General features: G+C 72.4%; 18 protein-coding genes. 4 read left to right on the top strand and 14 right to left on the bottom strand.

Annotated features, from left to right (window positions below):
• Nucleotides 1-6 precede the first annotated feature (6 nt).
• On the bottom strand, nt 7-1,569 hold the full coding sequence (locus ACFYW7_RS12410; protein WP_389500970.1) for a protein kinase: 1,563 nt from the start codon (nt 1,567-1,569) through the stop codon (nt 7-9).
• 301 nt (nt 1,570-1,870) lie between these two features.
• Here ACFYW7_RS12410 and ACFYW7_RS12405 point away from each other — a divergent pair, with 301 nt between their 5' ends.
• The gene (locus ACFYW7_RS12405; RefSeq protein WP_389500967.1) at nt 1,871-3,490 is read left to right on the top strand and encodes a protein kinase; all 1,620 of its coding nucleotides are present in this window, start codon (nt 1,871-1,873) and stop codon (nt 3,488-3,490) included.
• Nucleotides 3,491-3,658: 168 nt separating this feature from the next.
• On the opposite strand, the gene ACFYW7_RS12400 is transcribed toward ACFYW7_RS12405, so the two are convergent.
• Nucleotides 3,659-4,201 carry a bacterial proteasome activator family protein gene (locus ACFYW7_RS12400; protein WP_389500965.1) on the bottom strand — a complete coding sequence of 181 codons (543 nt, stop codon included), beginning with the start codon at nt 4,199-4,201 and terminating at the stop codon, nt 3,659-3,661.
• Between the two features lie 229 nt (nt 4,202-4,430).
• Between ACFYW7_RS12400 and ACFYW7_RS12395 the strand changes: the two genes are divergently transcribed.
• Complete coding sequence (locus ACFYW7_RS12395; protein ID WP_389500962.1) at nt 4,431-4,958, top strand: hypothetical protein; 528 nt, start codon at nt 4,431-4,433, stop codon at nt 4,956-4,958.
• Between the two features lie 78 nt (nt 4,959-5,036).
• Here the strand turns inward: ACFYW7_RS12395 and ACFYW7_RS12390 are convergent, their stop codons facing one another.
• The 7 genes from ACFYW7_RS12390 to pdhA all read right to left on the bottom strand — a co-directional run bounded on the left by ACFYW7_RS12390 (nt 5,037) and on the right by pdhA (nt 13,782).
• A complete protein-coding gene (locus tag ACFYW7_RS12390; RefSeq protein WP_389500959.1) occupies nt 5,037-6,017 on the bottom strand; it encodes an NAD(P)H-quinone oxidoreductase in 981 nt (326 codons plus the stop codon).
• A 95-nt stretch (nt 6,018-6,112) separates the two neighbouring features.
• Nucleotides 6,113-7,219, bottom strand: a complete 1,107-nt coding sequence (locus ACFYW7_RS12385) for a potassium channel family protein (RefSeq protein WP_389500957.1) — start codon at nt 7,217-7,219, stop codon at nt 6,113-6,115.
• A gap of 39 nt (nt 7,220-7,258) precedes the next feature.
• Entirely contained in the window at nt 7,259-8,707 is a 1,449-nt protein-coding gene (locus ACFYW7_RS12380; protein ID WP_389500955.1) for a molybdopterin molybdotransferase MoeA, read from the bottom strand.
• Nucleotides 8,704-9,876 (bottom strand): DUF6457 domain-containing protein, encoded by a 1,173-nt coding sequence (locus ACFYW7_RS12375; protein WP_389501638.1) that lies wholly within the window; start codon nt 9,874-9,876, stop codon nt 8,704-8,706. Before ACFYW7_RS12375 ends, ACFYW7_RS12380 begins: the two co-directional genes overlap by 4 nt.
• Before the next feature lie 197 nt (nt 9,877-10,073).
• On the bottom strand, nt 10,074-11,612 hold the full coding sequence (locus ACFYW7_RS12370; protein WP_389500953.1) for a dihydrolipoamide acetyltransferase family protein: 1,539 nt from the start codon (nt 11,610-11,612) through the stop codon (nt 10,074-10,076).
• Nucleotides 11,612-12,616 (bottom strand): alpha-ketoacid dehydrogenase subunit beta, encoded by a 1,005-nt coding sequence (locus tag ACFYW7_RS12365; protein WP_389500951.1) that lies wholly within the window; start codon nt 12,614-12,616, stop codon nt 11,612-11,614. The genes ACFYW7_RS12370 and ACFYW7_RS12365 overlap by 1 nt, the downstream gene beginning before the upstream one ends.
• Nucleotides 12,613-13,782 (bottom strand): pyruvate dehydrogenase (acetyl-transferring) E1 component subunit alpha, encoded by a 1,170-nt coding sequence (pdhA, locus tag ACFYW7_RS12360; protein ID WP_389500948.1) that lies wholly within the window; start codon nt 13,780-13,782, stop codon nt 12,613-12,615. The genes ACFYW7_RS12365 and pdhA overlap by 4 nt, the downstream gene beginning before the upstream one ends.
• Before the next feature lie 174 nt (nt 13,783-13,956).
• On the opposite strand from pdhA, the gene ACFYW7_RS12355 reads away from it, so the two are divergent.
• Entirely contained in the window at nt 13,957-14,457 is a 501-nt protein-coding gene (locus ACFYW7_RS12355; protein WP_389500945.1) for an Lrp/AsnC family transcriptional regulator, read from the top strand.
• A 132-nt stretch (nt 14,458-14,589) separates the two neighbouring features.
• Here ACFYW7_RS12355 and ACFYW7_RS12350 read toward each other — a convergent pair whose 3' ends face one another.
• Both ACFYW7_RS12350 and ACFYW7_RS12345 read right to left on the bottom strand, forming a co-directional pair.
• Nucleotides 14,590-15,180: a TetR/AcrR family transcriptional regulator gene (locus tag ACFYW7_RS12350; RefSeq protein ID WP_389500943.1), complete on the bottom strand. Its 591-nt coding sequence runs from the start codon at nt 15,178-15,180 to the stop codon at nt 14,590-14,592.
• Complete coding sequence (locus ACFYW7_RS12345) at nt 15,177-16,691, bottom strand: 3-hydroxyacyl-CoA dehydrogenase (protein WP_389500941.1); 1,515 nt, start codon at nt 16,689-16,691, stop codon at nt 15,177-15,179. The genes ACFYW7_RS12350 and ACFYW7_RS12345 overlap by 4 nt, the downstream gene beginning before the upstream one ends.
• Nucleotides 16,692-16,839: 148 nt before the next feature.
• Between ACFYW7_RS12345 and paaN the strand changes: the two genes are divergently transcribed.
• The gene (gene paaN, locus ACFYW7_RS12340) at nt 16,840-18,564 is read left to right on the top strand and encodes a phenylacetic acid degradation protein PaaN (protein WP_389500939.1); all 1,725 of its coding nucleotides are present in this window, start codon (nt 16,840-16,842) and stop codon (nt 18,562-18,564) included.
• 39 nt (nt 18,565-18,603) lie between these two features.
• Here paaN and ACFYW7_RS12335 read toward each other — a convergent pair whose 3' ends face one another.
• Genes ACFYW7_RS12335 through ACFYW7_RS12325 form a run of 3 tightly spaced genes read right to left on the bottom strand, consistent with a single transcriptional unit; the run spans nt 18,604 to nt 21,442 of the window.
• Nucleotides 18,604-19,353: a TrmH family RNA methyltransferase gene (locus ACFYW7_RS12335; protein WP_389500937.1), complete on the bottom strand. Its 750-nt coding sequence runs from the start codon at nt 19,351-19,353 to the stop codon at nt 18,604-18,606.
• A complete protein-coding gene (locus ACFYW7_RS12330; protein WP_389500935.1) occupies nt 19,350-20,597 on the bottom strand; it encodes an HTTM domain-containing protein in 1,248 nt (415 codons plus the stop codon). Before ACFYW7_RS12330 ends, ACFYW7_RS12335 begins: the two co-directional genes overlap by 4 nt.
• Nucleotides 20,597-21,442 carry a DUF5819 family protein gene (locus tag ACFYW7_RS12325; protein WP_389500933.1) on the bottom strand — a complete coding sequence of 282 codons (846 nt, stop codon included), beginning with the start codon at nt 21,440-21,442 and terminating at the stop codon, nt 20,597-20,599. The genes ACFYW7_RS12330 and ACFYW7_RS12325 overlap by 1 nt, the downstream gene beginning before the upstream one ends.
• Nucleotides 21,443-21,482 lie beyond the last annotated feature (40 nt).

The raw sequence follows: 21,482 nt of genomic DNA, 5'->3' as shown, positions 1-21,482 counted from the left end.
ACGCGGTCACTGCAGGCTGTCGGGGTCCGGGGTGCCGGTGTCGCCCGGGTCGTCCGTCGGGGTCTCCTCCACCGGAGGGGACGACACCTCCGAAGGCTTCGCCGAGGTCGGCGCCGTCTTCGTCGGCTTCTCGGTCGGCTCGTACGACGGCGGCTGGCTGGTGCCGTAGCTCTGGGACGGCTCGTACGACGGGGGGTAGTCCGTGTTGTCGCCGGTGTCGGTCGAGTCGTCCGAGCCGTCGTCCGTGGACTGGTCCGTGGAGTCGTCGGTGGGCTTCTCGCTGGAGTCGTGGTCCTTGGCGGGGTGCGAGTTGGTCGGCGACTGCGTGGTGCCGGTCCCCGTCTTCCCTCCGTCACCGGTGGTCTGGAGCGCGAACGCCACACCCGCCGCGATCGCGATCACGGCGAACACCGCGAGGATCCACAGCTTGCCGCGGCCGCCGCCCCGGTTGCCGTGCCCCTCGAAGCCGCCGTCGTCACCGCCGCCCCGGTAGGGCGGGATGAGCGGCGCCGGGATCTGCGTCGTGCCGTAGTCACCGGGGTGCGGCAGCGCGGCCGTGCCGGCGAAGCCGGAGGACGGGGTGTGCGCCCCCTCGTGCATCGTGACCGGGCCGGTGTTCCAGGTGCCGGTGTGGCTGCCCTGGTCGTAGAGCATCTGGAGCGCGTACTGGACGAGGCCGCGCATCTCCTCGGCGGTCTGGAACCGGTCGTCCGGATCCTTCGCGAGGGCGCGCATGACCAGTCCGTCGAGCTCCGGCGGCACCCCGTTGGAGACCTCGGAGGGAGGCACCGGGATGTCCTGGACGTGCTGGTAGACCACCGACAGCGGCGTCTCCCCGGTGAACGGGGGCCGCAGCGCGAGGAGTTCGTAGAGCAGACAGCCGGTCGCGTACAGGTCGGAGCGGTAGTCGACGGCCTTGCCGAGCGCCTGCTCCGGGGAGAGGTACTGCGGCGTGCCCATGACCATGCCGGTCTGGGTCATCGTCGACTGCGCGCCGTGCAGGGCGCGCGCGATGCCGAAGTCCATCACCTTGACGGCGCCGTTCTCCGTGATGATCACGTTCGCCGGCTTGATGTCACGGTGCACGATGCCGTGCTGGTGGGAGTAGGCGAGCGCCTCCAGGACCCCGGAGACGATGATCAGCGCCTGCTCGGGACCGGGGTCCTCGGCGTTGATCAGCAGATCGCGGATCGTGTGGCCCTCGACGATCTCCATCACGATGTACGGGACGACGCCGTGGCCGACCACGTCCTCGCCGGAGTCGTACACGGCGACGATCGCGTGGTGGTTCAGCCCCGCGACCGACTGTGCCTCGCGTGTGAAGCGCGCCTTGGACACGGGGTCCTCGGCCAGATCGGAACGGAGCAGTTTGACCGCCACGGTCCGTCCGAGGCGTACGTCCTCGGCGGCGAACACCTCGGCCATACCGCCCCGGCCGAGTCTGTGGGTCAGCCGATATCGGCCGTCGCCGACCAGCCCGCCGTTACCCCACATCTCCGGCGCATCTGACATACCGCCGCCAGTCGCCTCGGGGTCGGACGGGCCCTGAGCGCGCTGCTGCTGTGCCATCAGTCCTCGCCGTCGTTTCTGCCCGCGGTCTGCGCGGTGGTTGTTACGGTCTCCGTCGGGCCACGCTACAGGCTCCGCGCGTGGCGCCGGTCCGAGATGCACGTGAGACGGACCGGCCATCGAACCCTCACGACGCCGTGCGCGCAAATTCCGTGTACCTGCCGTACGCCACCTGTAACGCTTCCGCGACGCTTCTTTCTCAGAGGGTCACGGATCGGGCACCGAGCTTGACGTGTCTGTGCCCTCGGGCAGACTTGGCCCGGAATAAGCCAATCGATCACGGCCGCGGGGGACGCAGAAGATGAGCCAGGACGGCGCACAGGGCCGGTACGCGGGGCGTGCGGTCGCCGGCGGCCGCTACCAGCTGCGCGATCTGCTCGGCGAGGGCGGGATGGCCTCGGTCCACCTCGCGTACGACTCGGTCCTCGACCGCCAGGTCGCGATCAAGACGCTGCACACCGAACTCGGCCGCGAGCAGGCCTTCCGCGAGCGGTTCCGCCGCGAGGCCCAGTCGGTGGCCAAGCTCACGCACACGAACATCGTCTCGGTCTTCGACACCGGCGAGGACGACCTGGACGGCATGACGACGCCGTACATCGTCATGGAGTACATCGAGGGCAAGCCGCTGGGCTCGGTCCTCGACGAGGACATCCGGCAGCAGGGCGCGATGCCCGCCGACAAAGCCCTGAAGATCACCGCGGACGTGCTGGCGGCCCTGGAGATCAGCCACGAGATGGGCCTGGTCCACCGGGACATCAAGCCGGGCAACGTGATGATGACCAAGCGGGGCGTCGTCAAGGTCATGGACTTCGGCATCGCCCGTGCCATGCAGTCCGGCGTCACCTCCATGACGCAGACCGGCATGGTCGTCGGCACCCCGCAGTACCTCTCCCCGGAGCAGGCCCTCGGCCGGGGCGTCGACGCCCGGTCCGACCTGTACTCGGTCGGCATCATGCTGTTCCAACTGGTCACCGGGCGGCTGCCGTTCGAGGCGGACTCGCCGCTGGCCATCGCCTACGCGCACGTGCAGGAGGAGCCGGTCGCGGCCTCCTCGGTCAACCGCTCGCTGCCCGCGGCCGTGGACGCGCTGATCGCCCGCGCGCTGAAGAAGAACCCGAACGAGCGCTTCCCGAGCGCCGAGATCATGCGGGACGAGTGCCTGCGGGTCGCGCAGTCGTTCCAGGCGGCCCCGCCGAACATCGTGCCGGGCGCCCCGACGCCGAGCGGCTCGGGCGTCGGATCCGCCGTCTTCCCGCCGGTCGACGGGGGCATCCCGGCACCCGGTCCGGTGCAGACCCCGTACCAGCCCGGCCCGTACGGCGCCCCGACCCCCGCCCCCGCGTACGGCTACCCGCAGCAGGGCGGCTACCAGACTCCGCCCGGGACCTCCCCGTACACCCAGCAGCACGGCGCGTCGACCCCGCCGCCGTACAGCCTCACGCCTCAGCCCGCCCCCGGCGGCTCGGGCGGTTCGGGCGGCGGCAAGAGCAACAAGGGGGTCGTGATCGGCTCGATCGTCGTCGCGCTCCTCGCGGTCGGCGGACTGGTCACGGCGCTGCTGCTGAACGGCGGGGGCGACGACAACCGGGGCGGCGGCGGTGCCAGCAAGTCCCCCACCGTGGTCGCGGGGCACCGGGGTCCGGACACGTCGAAGACGATCGACACCGAGAAGTGCACGGCCGCGGAGGAGTCGTACGACGACCCGGACAAGATCATGGTCCCCGACTTCCACTACAAGGACCTCACCTCGGTGAAGTCCTGTTTCCAGGCCGCCGGCTGGCAGATGAAGATCGTGCCCGTGGACGAGAACACGTACGGCGAGGACATGGTCATGGACCAGTTCCCCACCGCGGGCACGGACGTCGACCCGAAGAAGATGCCCGAGATCCAGCTCAAGGTGTCGACGGGCAACCCCTCCTGACGCGTTCCCCGACGATCGGCGCGCCCCGCGCGCCTCGCGCGCCTCGCGCGCCTCGCGCGCCTCGCGACGGATTCGGGAACGGGCCCGGCACGTGCGTGCCGGGCCCGTTCCTGTGGTCAAAAGACTCTGGGTCGCTGGGGTGAAGCGGCGGCTCGGTGACCCGAGCGACTACAGGTACGGTCCGCCCGAGCGGCCTCCCGTGCGAGGGTCCTCGTCACCCTCCAGGCCGCCGACACCCGGCGGAAGGGCGCGGCGCATCTGCTCCAACTGCGCCCTGGCGGCCATCTGCTGCGCGAACAGCGTCGTCTGGATCCCGTGGAAGAGGCCTTCCAGCCAGCCCACCAACTGAGCCTGCGCGATGCGCAGTTCCGCGTCGCTGGGCGTCCCCTCGTCCGTGAACGGCAGGGAGAGCCGCTCCAGTTCCTCCACGAGCTCGGGGGCCAGACCGTCCTCCAGCTCCTTCACGGAACTCGCGTGGATCTCCTTGAGCCGGACCCGGCTGGCCTCGTCCAGAGGCGCGGCGCGCACCTCCTCCAGCAGCTGCTTGATCATGCTGCCGATCCGCATCACCTTGGCGGGCTGTTCCACCATCTCCGTGACCGGGATCTCGCGGGAGTCCTCGTCCCCGGCGCCACCGAGCGTCATTCCGTCCTGGCCGACAACCAGGATCTGTGGGTTCTCCGGTGACCGTTCGTTCCTCGGCATCTCCATGCCGCCATTCTCTCGCACCCCCGCACTCCATCACGGTGGTGCCCCCCGTACACGGTGATCCACCGTGTACGGGCGGGCAGTTCGCGAACGGACGGTGTCCCGACCGCCTCCGACGTGCGCGACCGGGGTCACTTTCCGTCGAGATGCCGGGACAACGGCGTCATGTGAGGCTTGTTCCGTCGATCACGGCACCCGTCTTGGCGAACCGCACCGGGAGGGGGTCACCGGCGTGACTCCATGGCTCCGCACCCTGCCCACGGCCGGACTGCTCGCGGCCGCCCTGCTGAACTGCGGCGTCCACCTCGCCGTCGCCGCCCCCACGCCCGGGACCGCCTCGTACGCCACCGCGCCGGTTCCGTCCGCCGAGGGGACCGCCGCCGCGGGCAGTCCCCTCGCCACGGATCCCGTCCGGCCCACTCCTACGGCGGACACCTCCCGCGCGGGTTCCCTCGCGGGCGAGGGCCGCGTCCGGCCCGGCCGGTCCGAGCCGGCCCCGCAGGACCCCGAGGACATCCCGGAGGCCCTGGACACCCCCGACCCCGAGGCCACGGAGTCCGCCGCCGACACCGGGCTCACCGGGGCGAGCACGGTCCCCGAGCCCTCGCCGGACGACGCGGCCCCCGTCCAGCAGAGCGTCGTGGGACCCGGTTCCCCGCCCGAGCCGGTCCTGGAGCTCCTGCCGCTGGGCACCGGCCTGATCCTCATCGGCGTCGGCCTCGGGCTGGCCTTCGTGGCCCTGCGGGTACGCCGGAGCTGAGGAACACCCGCCGGAGGCGCCCCGGGGGGCGCCGTCCGGTGGGCGCGGGGGGACGGGGTTCCGCTGCCGGGCGGACCGTCAGGGAGCGACGAGCAGCACCTTTCCGATGTGGCCGCTGCCCTCCAGCACCCGGTGCGCCTCCGCCGCCTCGCTCATCGGCAGCCTGCGGTCGATGACCGGACGGACGTGACCGGAGTCGATCAGGGGCCACACGTGCTCGCGCACGGCCGCCACGATCGCCGCCTTCTCGCCGAGCGGACGGGCCCGCAGCGAGGTCGCGGTCACGGCGGCGCGCTTGTTCAGGAGGGTGGCGATGTTCAGGTCCGCCTTGATGCCGCCCTGCATGCCGATGATGGCGAGCCGCCCGTTGACGGCGAGGGCGCGCACGTTCGGGTCCAGGTACTTGGCCCCCATGTTGTCGAGGATGACATCGGCGCCCGCTCCGCCGGTGGCCCGCTCGATCTCCTCGACGAAGTCCTGCTCGCGGTAGTTGATCAGGATCTCCGCGCCCAGCTCGGCGCAGAAGTCGAGCTTCTCCTTGGTGCCCGCCGTGACCGCGACCTTCGCTCCGACGGCCTTCCCCAGCTGGACGGCCATGGTGCCGATGCCGCTGGAGCCGCCGTGCACGAGCAGGGTCTCGCCGGGACGCAGGTGGGAGACCATGAACACGTTCGACCAGACGGTGCACGTCACCTCGGGCAGCGCCGCCGCCTGTTCCAGGTCCAGCCCCGCGGGCACGGGCAGCAGCTGCCCGGCCGGAACGGCGACCTTCTGGGCGTACCCGCCGCCCGACAGCAGCGCGCACACCTCGTCGCCGACCGCCCAGTCCAGGACGCCCGCGCCGACCTCGACGATGCGCCCCGCGCATTCGAGTCCGGGGTAGGGGGACGCCCCGGGCGGCGGGTTGTACAGCCCCTGCCGCTGGAGCAGGTCAGCACGGTTGACGGCGCCGGCCACCACCTCGACGAGCACTTCGCCCTCGGTCGGCACCGGATCGGGGACCTCGTCCCACACCAGCGCCTCGGGCCCACCAGGTTCAGGAATCGTGATCGCGTACATGAAGAGGACGCTACTCCTGAGAGGTGGCTCCCCACTCCTGAGAGGTGGCCCCCCAGGACGGTCCGTCCCGCCGCGTGATCCGGGACGGCGGGAACCTAGCTGTTCCCCAGGGGCCGGATTCCGGGTGTCACGTGACTGCTCCGGGTGACCCGCACGATCGTGATCAGCCGGTCCGTCAACTGCAGGGGGCCGACGTCCGGGTCGTCGTATCCGAGCACGCGATGCCCCCGTACGACGCTGACCACCAGGTCCGTGGTCTCGCGGACACCCTTGCCCACCTCGGCCCTTATGACGGGCCGTTCGGCGATGTCGAGTCCGCTGCCCTGATGGATCAGGTCCTCCATCACCATGCCCGCGGCGGGGCTGAGCACCGAGAGACCGAGCAGCCTTCCCGCCGCGCTGGCGCTGGTGATGACCGCGTCGGCGCCCGACTGCTTGAGCAGCGGCGCGTTCTCCTCCTCGCGCACGGCCGCGACGATCTTCGCCCCGCGGTTGAGCTGGCGGGCCGTCAGGGCGACCAGGACCGCGGTGTCGTCCCGCTGGGTGGCGATGATGATCTGCCGGGCCTTGTGGACCTCGGCGCGCATCAGCACATCGCTGCGCGTGGCGTCACCGATCACGCCCGCGTATCCGTCGGCCGTCGCCGCGTCGACCACCCTGGGGCTCGGGTCGACGACCACGACCTGCTCCTTCTTGAGCCCGGTCGCGCAGACGGTCTCGACGGCCGACCGTCCCTTGGTCCCGAATCCGACAACGACGGTGTGATCTCTCAAGGCCGCCCTCCAGCGGTTCAGGCGCCATTCCTCACGGGTGCGTTCCGTGAGGACCTCCAGCGTGGTACCGACCAGGATGATCAGGAACAGCACCCGAAGCGGCGTGATGACCATGATGTTGATGAACCGGGCGAGGTCACTGGTCGGGGTGACATCGCCGTACCCGGTGGTGGAGAGCGTGACCGTCGCGTAGTAGAAGGCGTCGAGCAGGTCGACGCTCCCGTCCGAGTTGTCGGTGTAGCCGGAGCGGTCGAAGTAGACGATGAGCGCGGTGGCGACGAGCACCAGCAGCGCCACCGCCAGCCGCTTGGCGACCTGCTGGAGCGGACGCTGCACGACCTTCCGCGGCAGCTTCACCTGATGGGTCAGAAGATGCTCGTCCGCCTGGCGCGCGATCGCGTCCTGGCCCGGAAGTTTCACGTGAAACACACCCCGTTCGGATTCATACGACTGCCACCCTGCCCCGGCTCAGACGAAGCACGCGTCGATCCCGGCGGTGGCCCACGGCAGATCGATGAGCTCCAGCTCCTGACCGGCCCGCGAACCACCCGGCGGTACCACCGCGAGCGCGTCGGAGGCGGCGATGCCCCGCAGCATCGCCGGACCGTTGTAGTGCAGCGGCACGGCACGGTCGCCCCGCAGCGAGACGGGGATGAGCCGGGTGTCGTACGGATGCCCCTGCACGGCTTCCCTGAGGGGCAGCGTGTACGGCTCCGGGGCCGGGCGCCCGGCCAGGGTGCGCAGCAGGGGCTCAGCGAGCGTCAGCAGCCCGGAGACGGCGGCCAGCGGGTTGCCGGGCAGGCCGACCAGGTGTTGGTCCTCCCGGGTGCGGGCCAGCAGCATCGGGTGTCCCGGACGCACCTTGACACCGTCCACCAGCAGTTCGGCGCCGATACGGCTCAGCGTGGGGTGCACGTGGTCGACGGGTCCTCCCGCGGTACCGCCGGTGGTGACGATCAGGTCGGCCCGGGAGCCGGTGATGGCCTTGTGCAGCGTCCGGGCGTCGTCGCCGAGCCGGCGCACCGCGACGACCTCGACGCCGAGTGCCCGCAGCCACGGCGGCAGCATGGGACCGAGCGCGTCCCGGATCAGCCCGTCCTGGGGAAGTCCCTCGGTCAGCAACTCGTCGCCGAGCACGAGAACTTCGGCGCGCGGACGGGGAACCACGGCGAGCGTGTCGTACCCGGCGGCCGCCGCGAGACCGAGCACGACCGGGGTGACCAGCGCTCCGAGCGGCAACAGCTGGTCGCCGCTGCGGCACTCCTGGCCGCGCGGGCGGATGTCCTGCCCGTGCGCGACCACGAGGCTCCCCCGCGACCGGGCGGAGCCGGAGGACCGGGCGTCGCTCGCGTGCAGCCGGCCCTTGTCGTCGAGGCGGCCGTGCTCGCTGCGCAGGACGGCGGTCGCCTCCCGGGGGACGCGTGCCCCGGTGGCGATCCGGACCGCCTCGCCGTCGGCGAGCCGCTCCGGTGCCGCGTGCCCGGCGAGAACGCCGTCCTTCCGGACCTCCCAAGGTCCGGGTCCGGCGACCGCCCAGCCGTCCATGGCCGAGGTGTCGAAGGACGGAAGGTCCGTGAGCGCGGTCAGCGGGGCGGCGAGGACCAGGCCGAGGGCGGCGTCGAGGGGGACCGGGACGGGGGTGCGGCGGGGCACGGAGAGGGCGGCCCGCTCGGCGACGGCCCGGGCCTCGGGCCACGGGGTGGCCCGGTGATGGGCGTGCTTGCCCCTGCCGCCCTCCTGGGTCTCCGGCGCGGGGACCGCTGCCGTCCCCGCTCCCTGGGGACCGGGGACGGATCCTTCCCCGCCGCCGGGCCCGCGGGCGCCGGCCTTCTTGACCAGGGCGAGCGCCTCTTCGACGTCGAAGTCGTCGGCGTCCTGACCGCCCTGGCCGTCCCGGGTGGAACGGGCGGCGGTCATCCGGCGTCCGGTCCCGTGTCGGCGACGGGCGGCACGGCGGGGGCACCCGGTTCGGTGCCGGCCGGGCCCGGGGTGGCGGCGGTGTCCGTACCCGCGGCGGGGGTGTCCTCGTCGGCCCAGCGGAGCGCGAGTGCCACGGCCTTGCGGGCGGCCTCGGAGACCGCCTCGGGCCCTCCACCGGCCCGTGCGGCCGCGTATCCGACGAGGAACGTGGTCAGCGGCGCCGCAGGCCTCGCGACGCCGTGCGCGGCGTCGCGGGCCAGGTCGAGCAGAACGCCGACGTCGACGTCCAGGTCGATGCCCAGCTCGTCCTTGACCGCGGAAATCCATTCATCCAACACGTGTCCATGCTCCCTGATGCGTGCCCGAGCGGCGGCGATGTCGTCCCAGGTGTCGCAGTCGAAGGACGCGACGGGGTCGGAGATACGAGTGAGGTCGAGGGCGGCGACGAGGCCGCGCAGCGGCAGCCCGCCGAGTCCGCCGTGCGCGGCGGCGAGCACGTCCAGCTCACGGCGCAGCGCGTCCGCGCGATACACGGCCACGAGCGGCTGATCCCGTCCGCCGGGATCGGTGAGGAGAACACCCTCGGGACCGGGGTGCTGCCGGTCGCCGGCGGGGCGGGGCTCTGTGGCCCCGGTCGAAATCCCGTACGTGCCGCCCGCCGGGCGGCTGCCTGGGGTGATTCCCGTGCGGCCGGTGTCGGGGGCGCCGTCGGAGCCGGGGCCCTGCCCGTCGCCGGCCTGCCGGGGGTCGGCCTGCCCGGGGTCGGAGGAACCGGGCGACGTCAGACGCGTGCCGCCCGCCCGGCGGGGGTCCGGTTCCGGGGTGGTTCCCGGTCGGAGCGGGTCCGGGGGGCCGGCCGGAAGCTGGGGCGGGCTGCCGCCGGTCCGGAGGGCGTCCAGCAGGGTCCGTACCGTCCTCGCCTCCAGGAACGGCAGGTCGGCCGAGAGGACGACGACGTACGGAGCCGTGGTGCGCCGCAGTCCGGCGTCCAGCGCGGCGAGCGGTCCCCCGCCGGGCGGGTCCTCGCGGGCCCATTCCACGGGGCGCGCGGTGGTCCTGGGCGGGGCCACGACCACCGTGCGGGTGGCCCCGGCGCAGGCGGCCAGCACCCGGTCCAGCAGCGCCCTGCCGCCCACGCGCACGCCGGGCTTGTCCGCGCCGCCCAGCCGTCGCGCCGCTCCGCCCGCCAGCACGACGGCGTCGTACACGGCATCGGTTCCGGACGTGCCCGGCGGGCCGGAGCCGCCCGGTCGCCCGGTCGCGCCCTCGGACTCGTACGCGGTCATGCCCCGAGTATGGGCGTCCGAAGGATCATTGCCACCCCCGGCACCACATGGGGACGGGGGTGGCCGGACCATCGGGGCTACAGGGTCCGCAGCAGCACCGCCGGCTGTTCCACGCAATCCGCCACATACCGCAGGAATCCGCCCGCCGTACCGCCGTCGCACACCCGATGGTCGAAGGTGAGCGAGAGCTGGACGACCTGACGCACCGCCAACTCCCCCTGGTGCACCCAGGGCTTGGGGATGATGCGGCCGACGCCGAGCATGGCCGCCTCGGGGTGGTTGACGATCGGCGTGGAGCCGTCGACACCGAACACCCCGTAGTTGTTCAGCGTGAAGGTGCCGCCCGTGAGGTCACCGGGCGTCAGCGTCCCGGTCCGGGCCGCCTCGGTCAGCCGGCCGAACTCCGCGCTCAGCCCCTCGGAGTCCCGCGTGTGCGCGTCCCGCACGACGGGAACGACGAGTCCCCGTTCGGTCTGCGCCGCGAAACCCAGGTGCACGTGGTCGAGCCGCACGATCTCCCGCGCGTCCATGTCGACCGTCGAGTTGAGCTCGGGGAACCGGGCCAGCGCGGCGGTGCAGATCCGGGCCAGCAGGGCGAGCAGGGAGATCTTCGGTCCGCCGGCGGCGTTCATCGCCCTGCGCGCCCGCATGAGCTCCGTCGCGTCGGCGTCCACCCAGCAGGTGGCGTCGGGGATCTCGCGCCGACTGCGCGAGAGCTTGTCCGCGACGGCCCCTCGGACACCCCGCAGGGGGACACGGACACCGTCCGGGGCGGCGCCCCGGGAGACACCGGCCGCACCGGGTACGACCGGCGCGACGTCCCCGTACGCGGGGTACGAGGGTGCCGCGACCGGCGGGTCGGGAACGAACCCGGCCGCCGGAGCGTGGTGCGGCTCCCTGACGGCGGACCGCAGTTGCCCGGTCGCCGCCGCGCGCAGCGCGTACTCGACGTCGGCCCGCAGGATGAGTCCTTCGGGGCCGGAGCCCTCCAACTCCCGCAGATCCACGCCGTTCTCTCGGGCGAGCCGTCGCACGAGGGGCGAGATGACCGGCACGGGGCCGTCGCTCCGTGCAGCGGTCACGCCGTTCCGGGCGGATTCCGCGGGGCCGGCCGAGGCGGGCCGTGCGGCACCGACGGGCTCGGGACGGACCGTCCCGGGCCGGCTTGCCGGAGTCTCCGTCACCGCCGGGGACGGTGTCCCCATGGGTGCGTCGGCCGTCCGTCGGCCACCGGCCGCGAGACCGCCGGCCGGGCGGACCCTCCGGCGCCGTGCCGGGGGTGCTCCCGTGCCGTAGCCCACCAGCACGTTCCCGGAGCCCTCGGCGTCCGTGCCGTCCGCGCTGTCCGTGACGGTCTCACCGACGTCCGGCGAGCCGACGGCGACGGTCAGCAGCGGTGCCCCCACGGGCATTTCCGTGCCCTCCTCGCCGAAGCGGGCGGTGACCACGCCGCCGTAGGGGCAGGGGACCTCCACCATCGCCTTGGCCGTCTCGACCTCGACGACGAGCTGGTCGACGGCGACGACGTCGCCGACCTCCACCAGCCAGCGGACGATCTCCGCCTCGGTGAGTCCCTCCCCGAGATCGGGGAGCTTGAACTCCAGAACCTGTGCCATCAGCTGTCCGCCTCCCACTGCAGACGCCCCACGGCGTCCAGGATCCGGTCGACACCGGGCAGGTGGTGCCGTTCCAGCATCGGCGGCGGATACGGGATGTCGAACCCCGCGACGCGCAGCACCGGCGCCTCCAGGTGGTGGAAGCAGCGCTCCGTGACGCGGGCCGCGATCTCCCCGCCCGGGCCGCCGAACCCGCCCGACTCGTGCACGACGACCGCTCGTCCGGTCCGCCGCACCGACGCCGCGACCGTCTCGTCGTCGAACGGCACCATCGAGCGCAGATCGACGACTTCGAGGTCCCAGCCCTCGGCCCGCGCCGCCTCGGCGGCTTCGAGGCACACGGGTACGGACGGCCCGTACGTGATGAGCGTGGCGCTCCGGCCCGAGCGCCGCACCACCGCGCGGCCTATCGGCTCAACGGCCGGCGGCTCGTCCGGGTTCCAGGAATCCTTCGACCAGTACAGCCTCTTGGGCTCCAGGAAGACGACCGGATCGTCGGAGGCGATGGCCTCGCGCAGCAGCCCGTAGGCGTCGGAGACGGTGGCGGGCATGACGACGTGGAGCCCCGGGGTCGCCATGTAGTACGCCTCGGAGGAGTCGCTGTGGTGCTCGACACCGCCGATGCCGCCGCCATAGGGGACGCGGATCGTGATGGGCATCGGCATGGCGCCCCGCGTGCGGTTCCGCATCTTCGCCACGTGCGAGATCAGCTGCTCGAACGCCGGGTAGGCGAAGGCGTCGAACTGCATCTCCACGACCGGCCGCAGGCCGTACATGGCCATGCCGACCGCCGCGCCGAGAATGCCGGCCTCGGCGAGCGGGGTGTCCGTGCAGCGGTCCTCGCCGAACTCCTTGGCGAGCCCGTCGGTGACCCGGAAGACGCCGCCGAGGGCGCCGACGTCCTCGCCCATGACGTGGACCGCCGGGTCGGCGGCCATGGCGTCCCGCAGGGCGCGGTTGAGCGCCTGCGCCATGGTGGCCGGCTTGAGGGCAACGGTCGTCATCGCCCGGCTCCTTCCGGGCCGTGCGGGCCCGCTTCGTGCGAGCCGTCCGCCTCGGCGTCCAGCTCCGCTCTCAACTGGGTCTCCTGCTCGAGCAGTTGAGTAGTGGGTTGGGCATACACATGGGCGAACAGGTCCATGGGGTCGATCACCGGGTCCTGGTTCATGCGCTCGCGCAGGTCCGCGGCCATCTTCTCGGCGTCGTCGCGCACCGCCTGCAGGGCGGCCTCGTCGAGCAGACCGCGCTCGGTCAGCTCGCGCTCCAGGAGCAGGATGGGGTCGTGGCCGCGCCAGGTCTCGACCTCGGAGTCGCCGCGGTAGCGGGTGGCGTCGTCGGCGTTGGTGTGGGCGTCGATGCGGTACGTCACGGCCTCGACGAGGGTGGGACCGCCGCCGGCACGCGCGTGGGCGATGGCCTCGCTCAGCACCTGGTGGACGGCCACCGCGTCGTTCCCGTCGACCAGGCGGCCCGGCATCCCGTAGCCGACGGCCTTGTGGGCCAGCGACGGGGCGGCGGTCTGCTTGGCGAGCGGGACGGAGATCGCGAACCCGTTGTTCTGCACGAGGAAGACGACCGGCGCCTGCCAGACCGCGGCGAAGTTGAGCGCTTCGTGGAAGTCGCCCTCGCTGGTGCCGCCGTCGCCGACCAGGGCGAGCGCGACCACGTCGTCCCCCTTGAGGCGGGCGGCGTGCGCGAGGCCCACGGCGTGCGGGAGCTGGGTCGCGAGGGGGGTGCACAGGGGGGCGATGCGGTGCTCGTGCGGGTCGTAGCCCGTGTGCCAGTCGCCGCGCAGCAGCGTCAGGGCCTGGACGGGGTCGAGCCCCCGGGCGACGGCGGCGAGGGTGTCGCGGTAGCTGGGGAAGAGCCAGTCGCGCTCCTCCAGGACGAGTGCCGCGGCGACCTCACAGGCCTCCTGTCCCGTGCTGGAGGGGTATACGGCGAGACGGCCCTGCTTGGTGAGCGCGGTGGCCTGCGTGTTGTACCGGCGGCCACGCACCAGCTCCGTGTGCAGACGGCGCAGCAGGGCCGGGTCGGCCTTCGCGGCCGCCTCGGTGCCGAGGACGCGGTGGGGCAGCGCGTCGGGCAGCAGCGGCGCGGGGTCGGTGCGGGGCTGCCAGGCGGGCGGCGGCGTGGGCCGGTAGGCCCCTCGCTGCTCCATGACCGTCATGACGGCACCTCCTCGTGGGAGCGGCTTCAGACGCGTCACGGGTGTGACGGGCCTCACCTACCGATTGTTCGGTCGTCGGCACATTTTGGCTACAGGCGCCGCCAGGCTGTGGACAAACGGTTCTGCAGAGCCTGAGATGGACGCAGTACGTCCATGGTAGAGAGGCGGGGGGACATGGCACCTGAACAAATGGCCGAGCCGCCGGAGGCCGGCTCCGTCGCGCCGCCCGCCCGTCCGCTCGACGCGATCGACCAGGACATCCTGCACATGCTCCAGGCGGACGGCCGCGCCTCCATACGCTCCGTGGCCGAACGCGTCCATGTGTCACGGGCCAACGCCTACGCGCGGATCAACCGCCTCATCGACGACGGCGTGATCCGCGGCTTCGGTGCGCGGGTCGACCACGAGCGGGCCGGGCAGGGCACCTCGGCGTACATCACGCTCAAGATCGTGCAGAACTCGTGGCGCACGGTGCGGGAGCAGCTGAGGGTGCTTCCCGGGGCCTCGCACATCGCTCTGGTGGGCGGTGACTTCGACGTGCTCCTGCTGGTCCACACGCCGGACAACCGGTCGCTGCGCGAGTTGGTGCTCACCCGGCTGCAGGCCATCCCGGAGGTGCTCAGCAGCCGGACGCTGCTGGTCTTCGAGGAAGAGGACCTGGAGCCGGAGGGCTGAGCCTCCCGGACCCGCCCCGGGACCTCCCCGCCGACCGGGCCGACAGGCCCCCGAGCCGCGCGGCTGCCCGACTCCCGGTTCTCGACCCCCGCCGAAGCCCGGCGGAGGCCCGCCCGGCCGGCTCCCGGCGCCTCACGACTCCTTCCGGAGCCCCCCGAACACCAGCAGCACCACGGCGTCGGCGACCTCACGCGCGCCCATGCCCCGCGCGTCGGGCCGGTACCACTCCACGAGCGAGTTGATCATTCCGAAGACCAGCCTGGTGACGAGCCGGACCTCCACGTCACCGCGTACGTCCCCGTCGGCGGCCGCGGCCTTCAGCAGCTCGGCGACCCTGTGGTCGAAGTCGCGGCGCCGCTCCAGGGCCCATCGCTCGGCGTCCGTGTTGCCGCGGACCCGGAGCAGCAGCGTCACGTAGGGCAGCTCGGAGGTGAGCACCTCGACCATGCGCCGTACGACGTACTCCAGGCGCTCCACGGCACGTCCCTCGCGCGCGTGCTCCTCGTCGAGGATCTCGAAGAGGCCGTCCAGTGCCCGGCTCACCGCGCGCCGCAGCAGCTCCTCCTTGCCCGCGACGTGGTGGTAGATCGACGACTTGGAGATGCCCGCCGCCTTGGAGAGGTGCTCCATGGAGGTGCCGTCGTAGCCGCGTTCGTTGAAGACCCGGACGGCGACGGAGAGCAGTGTCTCGGGGGTGTACGTGTCCCGCTTGGCGGTGGTCACGCGGTGCCCTCCCGCTTCCCGGTGGCGTACGCGTGACGGTAGAGCGCCAGCGACGGCGCGTAGCGCCCGGAGGGGTCGCGCACGTGGAGTTCGTCCAGGACGTCGTACGACCAGTTCGTGCCGAGCCTGCGGCTCCACTCGAAGGGGCCCAGGGGGTAGTTCACGCCGAGACGCATCGCGGTGTCGATGTCCTCCTCGGTGGCCACCCCCTTGGCGACGGCGTCGTGCGCGAGGTCGACGATCCGGGCCACCGTGCGGGCCACGATCATCCCCGGGCAGTCCCCGATGACGCTAACGTCCTTGCCCAGCGCCTGGAAGAGGCCGATGGCCTCGGAGAGCGTCTGGGGGGCGGTGTCCTGGGAGGCCGACAGGGCGATCCGGGTGGCCTTGCGGTAGTCGAGCGCGAGGTCGAAGTAGACGACGTCGCGGAACTCGACCGAGGTCTGGCCGTCGGCGAGGACCAGCTGGCCGCCGCTCGGCAGCACCAGGCGGGTGCCGTGGTCCTCCTCGTCCTCCCGGACCTGGATGCCCGCCTCGCGGATCAGGCCGAGGACCTCGGCCGCGGGTCCCAGGTCGCCCTCGGCGACGACGTAGGCGGGTGGCTGCGCCTTCTCGGCGGTGTGCGGCTCGGCCCGCTCGGCGTCGTCCCCGTGGTCGTACCAGCCGTGTCCCGTCTTGCGGCCGAGCCGGCCCGCCTCGACGAGCCGCCGCTGGGCGAGCGAGGGCGTGAAGCGGACGTCCTGGAAGAAGGCCTGCCAGACGGAGTGCGTGACCGCCTCGTTGACGTCCTGGCCGATCAGGTCCGTGAGTTCGAAGGCGCCCATCCGGAAGCCCCCGGACTCGCGCAGGACGGCGTCGATGGTCGCGGGGTCGGCGGCCTGGGACTCGTGGACCGCGAAGGCCTCGGCGTAGAAGGGCCGCGCGATGCGGTTGACGATGAAGCCGGGGGTGTCCGCGCAGGCGACGGGCGTCTTGCCCCAGGCCCGGGCCGTCTCGTACGCGCGCGTGGCCGACGAGACGTCGGTCGCGAACCCGGAGACGACCTCCACGAGGGGCAGCAGGGGCGCCGGGTTGAAGAAGTGCAGCCCGACGAGGCGGCCCGGGTTGCGCAGGGCGCCGCCGATGGCCGTGACGGACAGCGAGGAGGTGTTGGTGGCGAGCAGGCAGTCGTCCCCGACGATGTCCTCGAGGTCGCCGAACAGCCGCTGCTTGACGTCGAGCCGTTCCAGTACCGCCTCGACGACGAGTACGCAGTCGGCGAGGTCGGCGAGGTCCGTGGCCGGGTGGAGCCGGGCGCGGGCGGCGTCCCGGTCGGCGCCGGTGAGCCGGTCCTTCGCCACGAGCCGGTCGAGCCGGGCGCCGATGGCCTCGGCCGCCGCCTCGGCACGCCCGGGCACAGCGTCGTAGAGCCGTACGGGGTGGCCCGCGACCAGCGCGACCTGGGCGATGCCCTGGCCCATGGTGCCGGTTCCGACGACTGCCACGGGGCTGCTGAGGTCGATAGCTGTCATGTGCGCGATCCTCCCGCACGGGGATTTCCACAGATGCGGCGGACCCCCTTGTCCCGACCGATCGTTCGGTTACTCTAACCCTGACTGTCCCTTTCTGCCCAGCTCGCGAGCCCGATGAAGAGCTCTTGAGACGAGGAGTTGGTCCTTGATGGCCGCCGAACTCACCGCGCACCAGCTGATCGCACAGCACCGGCCCACCCTGGATCAGGCGCTGGAAGCGATCCGCACGCGCGCGTACTGGTCCCCGCACCCCGAGCACCCCAAGGCGTACGGCGAGAACGGCAGCCTGGGCATGGCCGAGGGCAAGGCCGCCTTCGACGCCCTCCTGGGCACGCGCCTCGACCTGGGCCAGCCCGGCACGGACGACTGGGTCGGCGGCGAGGTGTCGCCGTACGGCGTCGACCTGGGCGTCACGTACCCGCACGCGGACATCGACGCCCTGCTGCCCGCCATGCGCGCGGGTCAGCGTGCCTGGCGCGACGCGGGCGCGGAGATCCGCGCGATGGTCTGTCTGGAGATCCTCAAGCGGATCAGCGACCGCACCCACGAGTTCGCGCACGCGGTCATGCACACCAGCGGCCAGGCCTTCATGATGGCGTTCCAGGCGGGCGGCCCGCACGCGCAGGACCGCGGCCTGGAGGCGGTGGCGTACGCGTACGTGGAGCAGGTCCGCACCCCCGACACCGCGGATTGGAGCAAGCCCCAGGGCAAGCGCGACCCGCTCGTGCTCACCAAGCAGTTCACGCCCGTCCCGCGCGGCATCGCGCTGATGATCGGCTGCAACACCTTCCCGACGTGGAACGGCTACCCGGGTCTGTTCGCCTCCCTGGCCACGGGCAACGCCGTGCTGGTGAAGCCCCACCCGCGCGCGGTGCTGCCGCTCGCGCTGACCGTCCAGGTCGCGCGCGAGGTGCTCGCCGAGGCGGGCTTCGACCCGAACCTGGTGGCACTGGCCGCCGAGCGTCCCGGCGAGGGCATCGCGAAGACGCTGGCCACCCGTCCCGAGATCCGGATCATCGACTACACCGGCTCCACGTCCTTCGGCGACTGGCTGGAGACCAACGCCCGCCAGGCGCAGGTCTACACGGAGAAGGCCGGCGTCAACACGGTGATCGTCGAGTCGACCGGCGACTACAAGGGGATGCTGTCCAACCTGGCGTTCTCCCTGTCGCTCTACAGCGGCCAGATGTGCACCACCCCGCAGAACCTGCTGATCCCCCGCGACGGCGTCTCCACGGACGAGGGCCACAAGTCCTACGACGAGGTGGTCGCCGACCTCGCGAAGTCGGTCGGCGGACTCCTCGGCGACGACGCCCGCGCGAACGCGCTGCTCGGCGCCATCGTGAACCCGGACGTGAAGGCCCGCCTGGAGGCCGCCGCCGGACTCGGCGAGGTCGCCCTGCCCTCACGGCAGATCGACAACCCGGAGTTCCCCGGCGCCGTCGTGCGCTCACCGGTCATCGTGAAGCTCGACGGCGCGCGCAAGTACTGGGACCACCCGGACGGCGGCACGGACGCGGACGACGAGGCCGCGTACATGAGCGAGTGCTTCGGCCCGGTCTCCTTCGCCGTCGCGGTCGACTCGGCGGCGGACGCCGTCGCGCTGCTGCGCCGCACCATCAGGGACAAGGGTGCGATGACCGTCGGCGCGTACACCATCGACGAGGCGGTCGAGCGCGACATCCAGGAGGCCTGCCTGGAGGAGTGCGCCCAGCTCTCCCTGAACCTGACGGGCGGGGTCTACGTCAACCAGACGGCCGCGTTCTCGGACTTCCACGGCTCGGGCGGCAACGGAGCGGCCAACGCGGCCCTGTGCGACGGAGCCTTCGTGGCGAACCGCTTCCGGGTGGTCGAGGTACGCCGCGAGGCGTGAGCCCCGGCGCCCGTGAGGGCGGCCAGGGCGAAACACGCCCTACGCCGGTGCGCCCCCGGTGGCACTCCAGTGGAACAGCGTCATGGCCACACTGGTCGCGAGGTTGTAGCTGGAGACCTGGGGGCGCATCGGCAGGGACACCAGATGGTCGGCGCGCGCCCTCAGCGCGGCGGACAGACCGCTGCGTTCCGAGCCGAAGGCGAGCAGGGCGTCGTCGGGAAGCTTCGACCCTCGGATGTCCTCGCCCTCCGGGTCGAGCGCGAACACCGGGCCCGGCGGCAGTTCGTCCACCGTCAGCCGCTCCACCGCGGTCGCGAAGTGCAGTCCGGCCCCGCCGCGGACGACCGTGGGGTGCCAGGGGTCGAGCGTGCCCGTGGTGACCACCCCGGTCGCGCCGAAGCCCGCCGCGAGCCGGATCACGGCGCCGGCGTTGCCCAGGTTGCGCGGATCGTCGAGGACGACGACGGGCGCGCTGCGGGGCATCCGGCCCAGCGTCTCCAGATGGGCGGCCCGGGAGGGCCGTACGGCGAGCGCGGCCACCGAGGTGGGGTGCGGACGCGGGACGAGCGCCGTGAACGCCGCCTCCGGGACCTCGGTCAGAAGCTCGTCGAGAGCGGCGCGCACATCGGGGGCGAGTCCGTCGGCCAGTTCGAGGGCCGCCCGCCGGTCGGTGGTGACGGCGACCTGGACGCGCGCTCCGAAGCGCACCGCGTGCTTGAGCGCGTGGAAGCCGTCGAGCAGGACCGCGTCCTCGGCGAGCTGACGCCATGCGCGTACCGGGTCGTTCATGCGGTGAAGCCTACGTGCGTGTGCCCGGGCTCCCCCTGAACACGCGCCTCGGGCTCCCGCGGCCCGGGCACCGGCACCTCACGGCCGCGGCCGCGACCGCGGAACAGCCCGCCACGCGCGCGTGCCACGCGTCCGCCGAGTCGCCGCAGGAAGGTCGTCGGCAGGAACACCGCGTCCGCGGCGATCATCGCGAGCGAGAAGAACGGCAGCCCGAGAACCACGGCGATCACGGCGTGCTCGGTCATCATGGCCGCCAGCAGGACGTTCTTGACCCGCCGGTTGAACAGGGTGAACGGGAAGGCGACCTGTACGGCCACGGTCCCGTAGGTCACCAGCATCACGATCGTGCCGTGCGCCGAGAGCAGATCGGACAGGGCCGGCCAGGGCGAGAAGGACTCCAGGTGGAGCGGGTAGTAGACGGCGGTGCCGTCCTGCCAGCGCGAGCCCTGGATCTTGTACCAGCCTGCGGTCGCGTAGATCAGGCACGCCTCGGCCATGATGATCATCAGGGCCGCGTTGTGCATGAGGTTGGCGAAGACGTCCAGCAGGATGTGCGGCTGCGCGGTACGCGCGATCCGGCCGGCGACCCACCAGAGGGCCTGCGCCGTCCACAGCACCCAGAAGAACGTGAGCCAGCCGCCGAGCAGGCCGCTCCCGTCGATCCGGCCCGCGCCCGTCGCCGCCGCCAGCAGGAAGCCGAGCACCCCCCACAGGACGGGCCCGCCGCGGTCGGGCCTGGGCCACTCTCCTCGCGCGAGGGCCTCGTCGGCGCGGCGGAACCGCCGCGCGTCGAGGGACCACACCTGGCCGCACCGGGTGAACACCAGGTAGATCGACATCAGGTGGAGGACGTTGTCCCCGCCGTCCCCCATGAAGACGCTGCGGTTCTGCAGGGACAGCACGCCGATCATGAAGAGCACGGACATCGCGCGGGTCCGCCAGCCCACCAGAAGCAGGGCACTGGAGAGGACGGCGACGAGATAGACGATCTCGAACCACACCTGGCTGTCGGACCACATCAGGACCGTGAAGGCGTGGTTGCTCGCCACGAGCTGCTGGGCGAGGTCCCAGCTCCACGGGCCGTCCGGCCCGTACATCTCCCGGCGGTGCGGGTACTCCCGCAGCAGGAACAGCAGCCAGGTGACGGCGAAGCCGATACGGATCACGGCGCTCTGGTACGGGCCGGCGGCGGTCTCGGTGACCCGGGCGATGCCGCGCGAGACCGTCGGAACGATGCGGCTCATCAAGCACCCGCCTCGGTCCGCGCGTCCGCGCGGTCCCTCTCGGGAACCGTCCACCAGGGCAGCTCACGGACCACGGGCCGGCCGGACACCTTCTCGTCGCTCCACTCGGGCGGCGGCACGTCGGTGGTGCTGGAGCGGAACTGGACGCGCTCGACGACGGCACCCTCGCCGGCCGCGTGCTCGCGGGTGAGCCGCAGCACGGCGATGCGGCGCAGGTAGCGCTCGGAGAGGTCGCCGCGCAGGCCCGTCGGCCGGTTCTCGCCGTCGTGCGTGCCGATGTAGAAGTCCCAGGCGCGGCGCAGCTCGTTCTGCTGGGTGTGGCTGGGCAACGGATTCCCGTCGATGGCGAGGCCGTCGAGCGCGGAGAGGTCGTACCAGCCGGTCTCGCGGCTGGTGCCGTCCGCGCCGCGGATCATCGCCCGGGCCTGGATCGCTATGTCCAGCTGCAACGGGTTGGGGGCGAAGAGCTTCCAGTTCTGCTCGAACTCGGGGTAGATCCAGTCGTCGATCGCGCGGCCGTGCTGCTTGGTCAGCGTGTTCGACGGCGCGATGTGCAGGAACACCACCCCGAGGTGCACGCAGGCGGTGACGGCGACGACGGCCAGGGCGAGGGCGGCGGCGATCTGACAGGGGAGGGAGAGCGCGGCCAAACCGACAGGAGTCTCGGGACACGGGCCCGCCACGATCTCGGGACCCTCGGACTCCGCTCCCGCGGACCCCGTTCCCTCGGGCACAGCCCGCGCCGCGAGGTGGGGAAGGGTCGGCGGCTCCACCGCCCCGGACCCGGGACGAGGAACCACCGCCCCGGATTCCGTCCCCTCGGACTCCGCGGGAACGGCCGGCACGGGCGCCGGGTCTCCGGCATCCGACCCGTCGGGGAACGGC

Origin of the sequence: Streptomyces sp. NPDC002580, from assembly GCF_042889485.1 — a bacterium.
Taxonomy (GTDB): domain Bacteria; phylum Actinomycetota; class Actinomycetes; order Streptomycetales; family Streptomycetaceae; genus Streptomyces.
This window is presented reverse-complemented; position numbering and strand designations above follow the sequence as displayed.

Coding starts and splice junctions, on each gene's coding strand:
- ACFYW7_RS12410 (WP_389500970.1), bottom strand. CDS start 1,569: ATGGCACAGCAGCAGCGCGCTCAGGGCCCGTCCGACCCCGAGGCGACT.
- ACFYW7_RS12405 (WP_389500967.1), top strand. CDS start 1,871: ATGAGCCAGGACGGCGCACAGGGCCGGTACGCGGGGCGTGCGGTCGCC.
- ACFYW7_RS12400 (WP_389500965.1), bottom strand. CDS start 4,201: ATGGAGATGCCGAGGAACGAACGGTCACCGGAGAACCCACAGATCCTG.
- ACFYW7_RS12390 (WP_389500959.1), bottom strand. CDS start 6,017: ATGTACGCGATCACGATTCCTGAACCTGGTGGGCCCGAGGCGCTGGTG.
- ACFYW7_RS12380 (WP_389500955.1), bottom strand. CDS start 8,707: ATGACCGCCGCCCGTTCCACCCGGGACGGCCAGGGCGGTCAGGACGCC.
- ACFYW7_RS12370 (WP_389500953.1), bottom strand. CDS start 11,612: ATGGCACAGGTTCTGGAGTTCAAGCTCCCCGATCTCGGGGAGGGACTC.
- ACFYW7_RS12365 (WP_389500951.1), bottom strand. CDS start 12,616: ATGACGACCGTTGCCCTCAAGCCGGCCACCATGGCGCAGGCGCTCAAC.
- pdhA (WP_389500948.1), bottom strand. CDS start 13,782: ATGACGGTCATGGAGCAGCGAGGGGCCTACCGGCCCACGCCGCCGCCC.
- ACFYW7_RS12355 (WP_389500945.1), top strand. CDS start 13,957: ATGGCACCTGAACAAATGGCCGAGCCGCCGGAGGCCGGCTCCGTCGCG.
- ACFYW7_RS12345 (WP_389500941.1), bottom strand. CDS start 16,691: ATGACAGCTATCGACCTCAGCAGCCCCGTGGCAGTCGTCGGAACCGGC.
- paaN (WP_389500939.1), top strand. CDS start 16,840: ATGGCCGCCGAACTCACCGCGCACCAGCTGATCGCACAGCACCGGCCC.
- ACFYW7_RS12335 (WP_389500937.1), bottom strand. CDS start 19,353: ATGAACGACCCGGTACGCGCATGGCGTCAGCTCGCCGAGGACGCGGTC.
- ACFYW7_RS12330 (WP_389500935.1), bottom strand. CDS start 20,597: ATGAGCCGCATCGTTCCGACGGTCTCGCGCGGCATCGCCCGGGTCACC.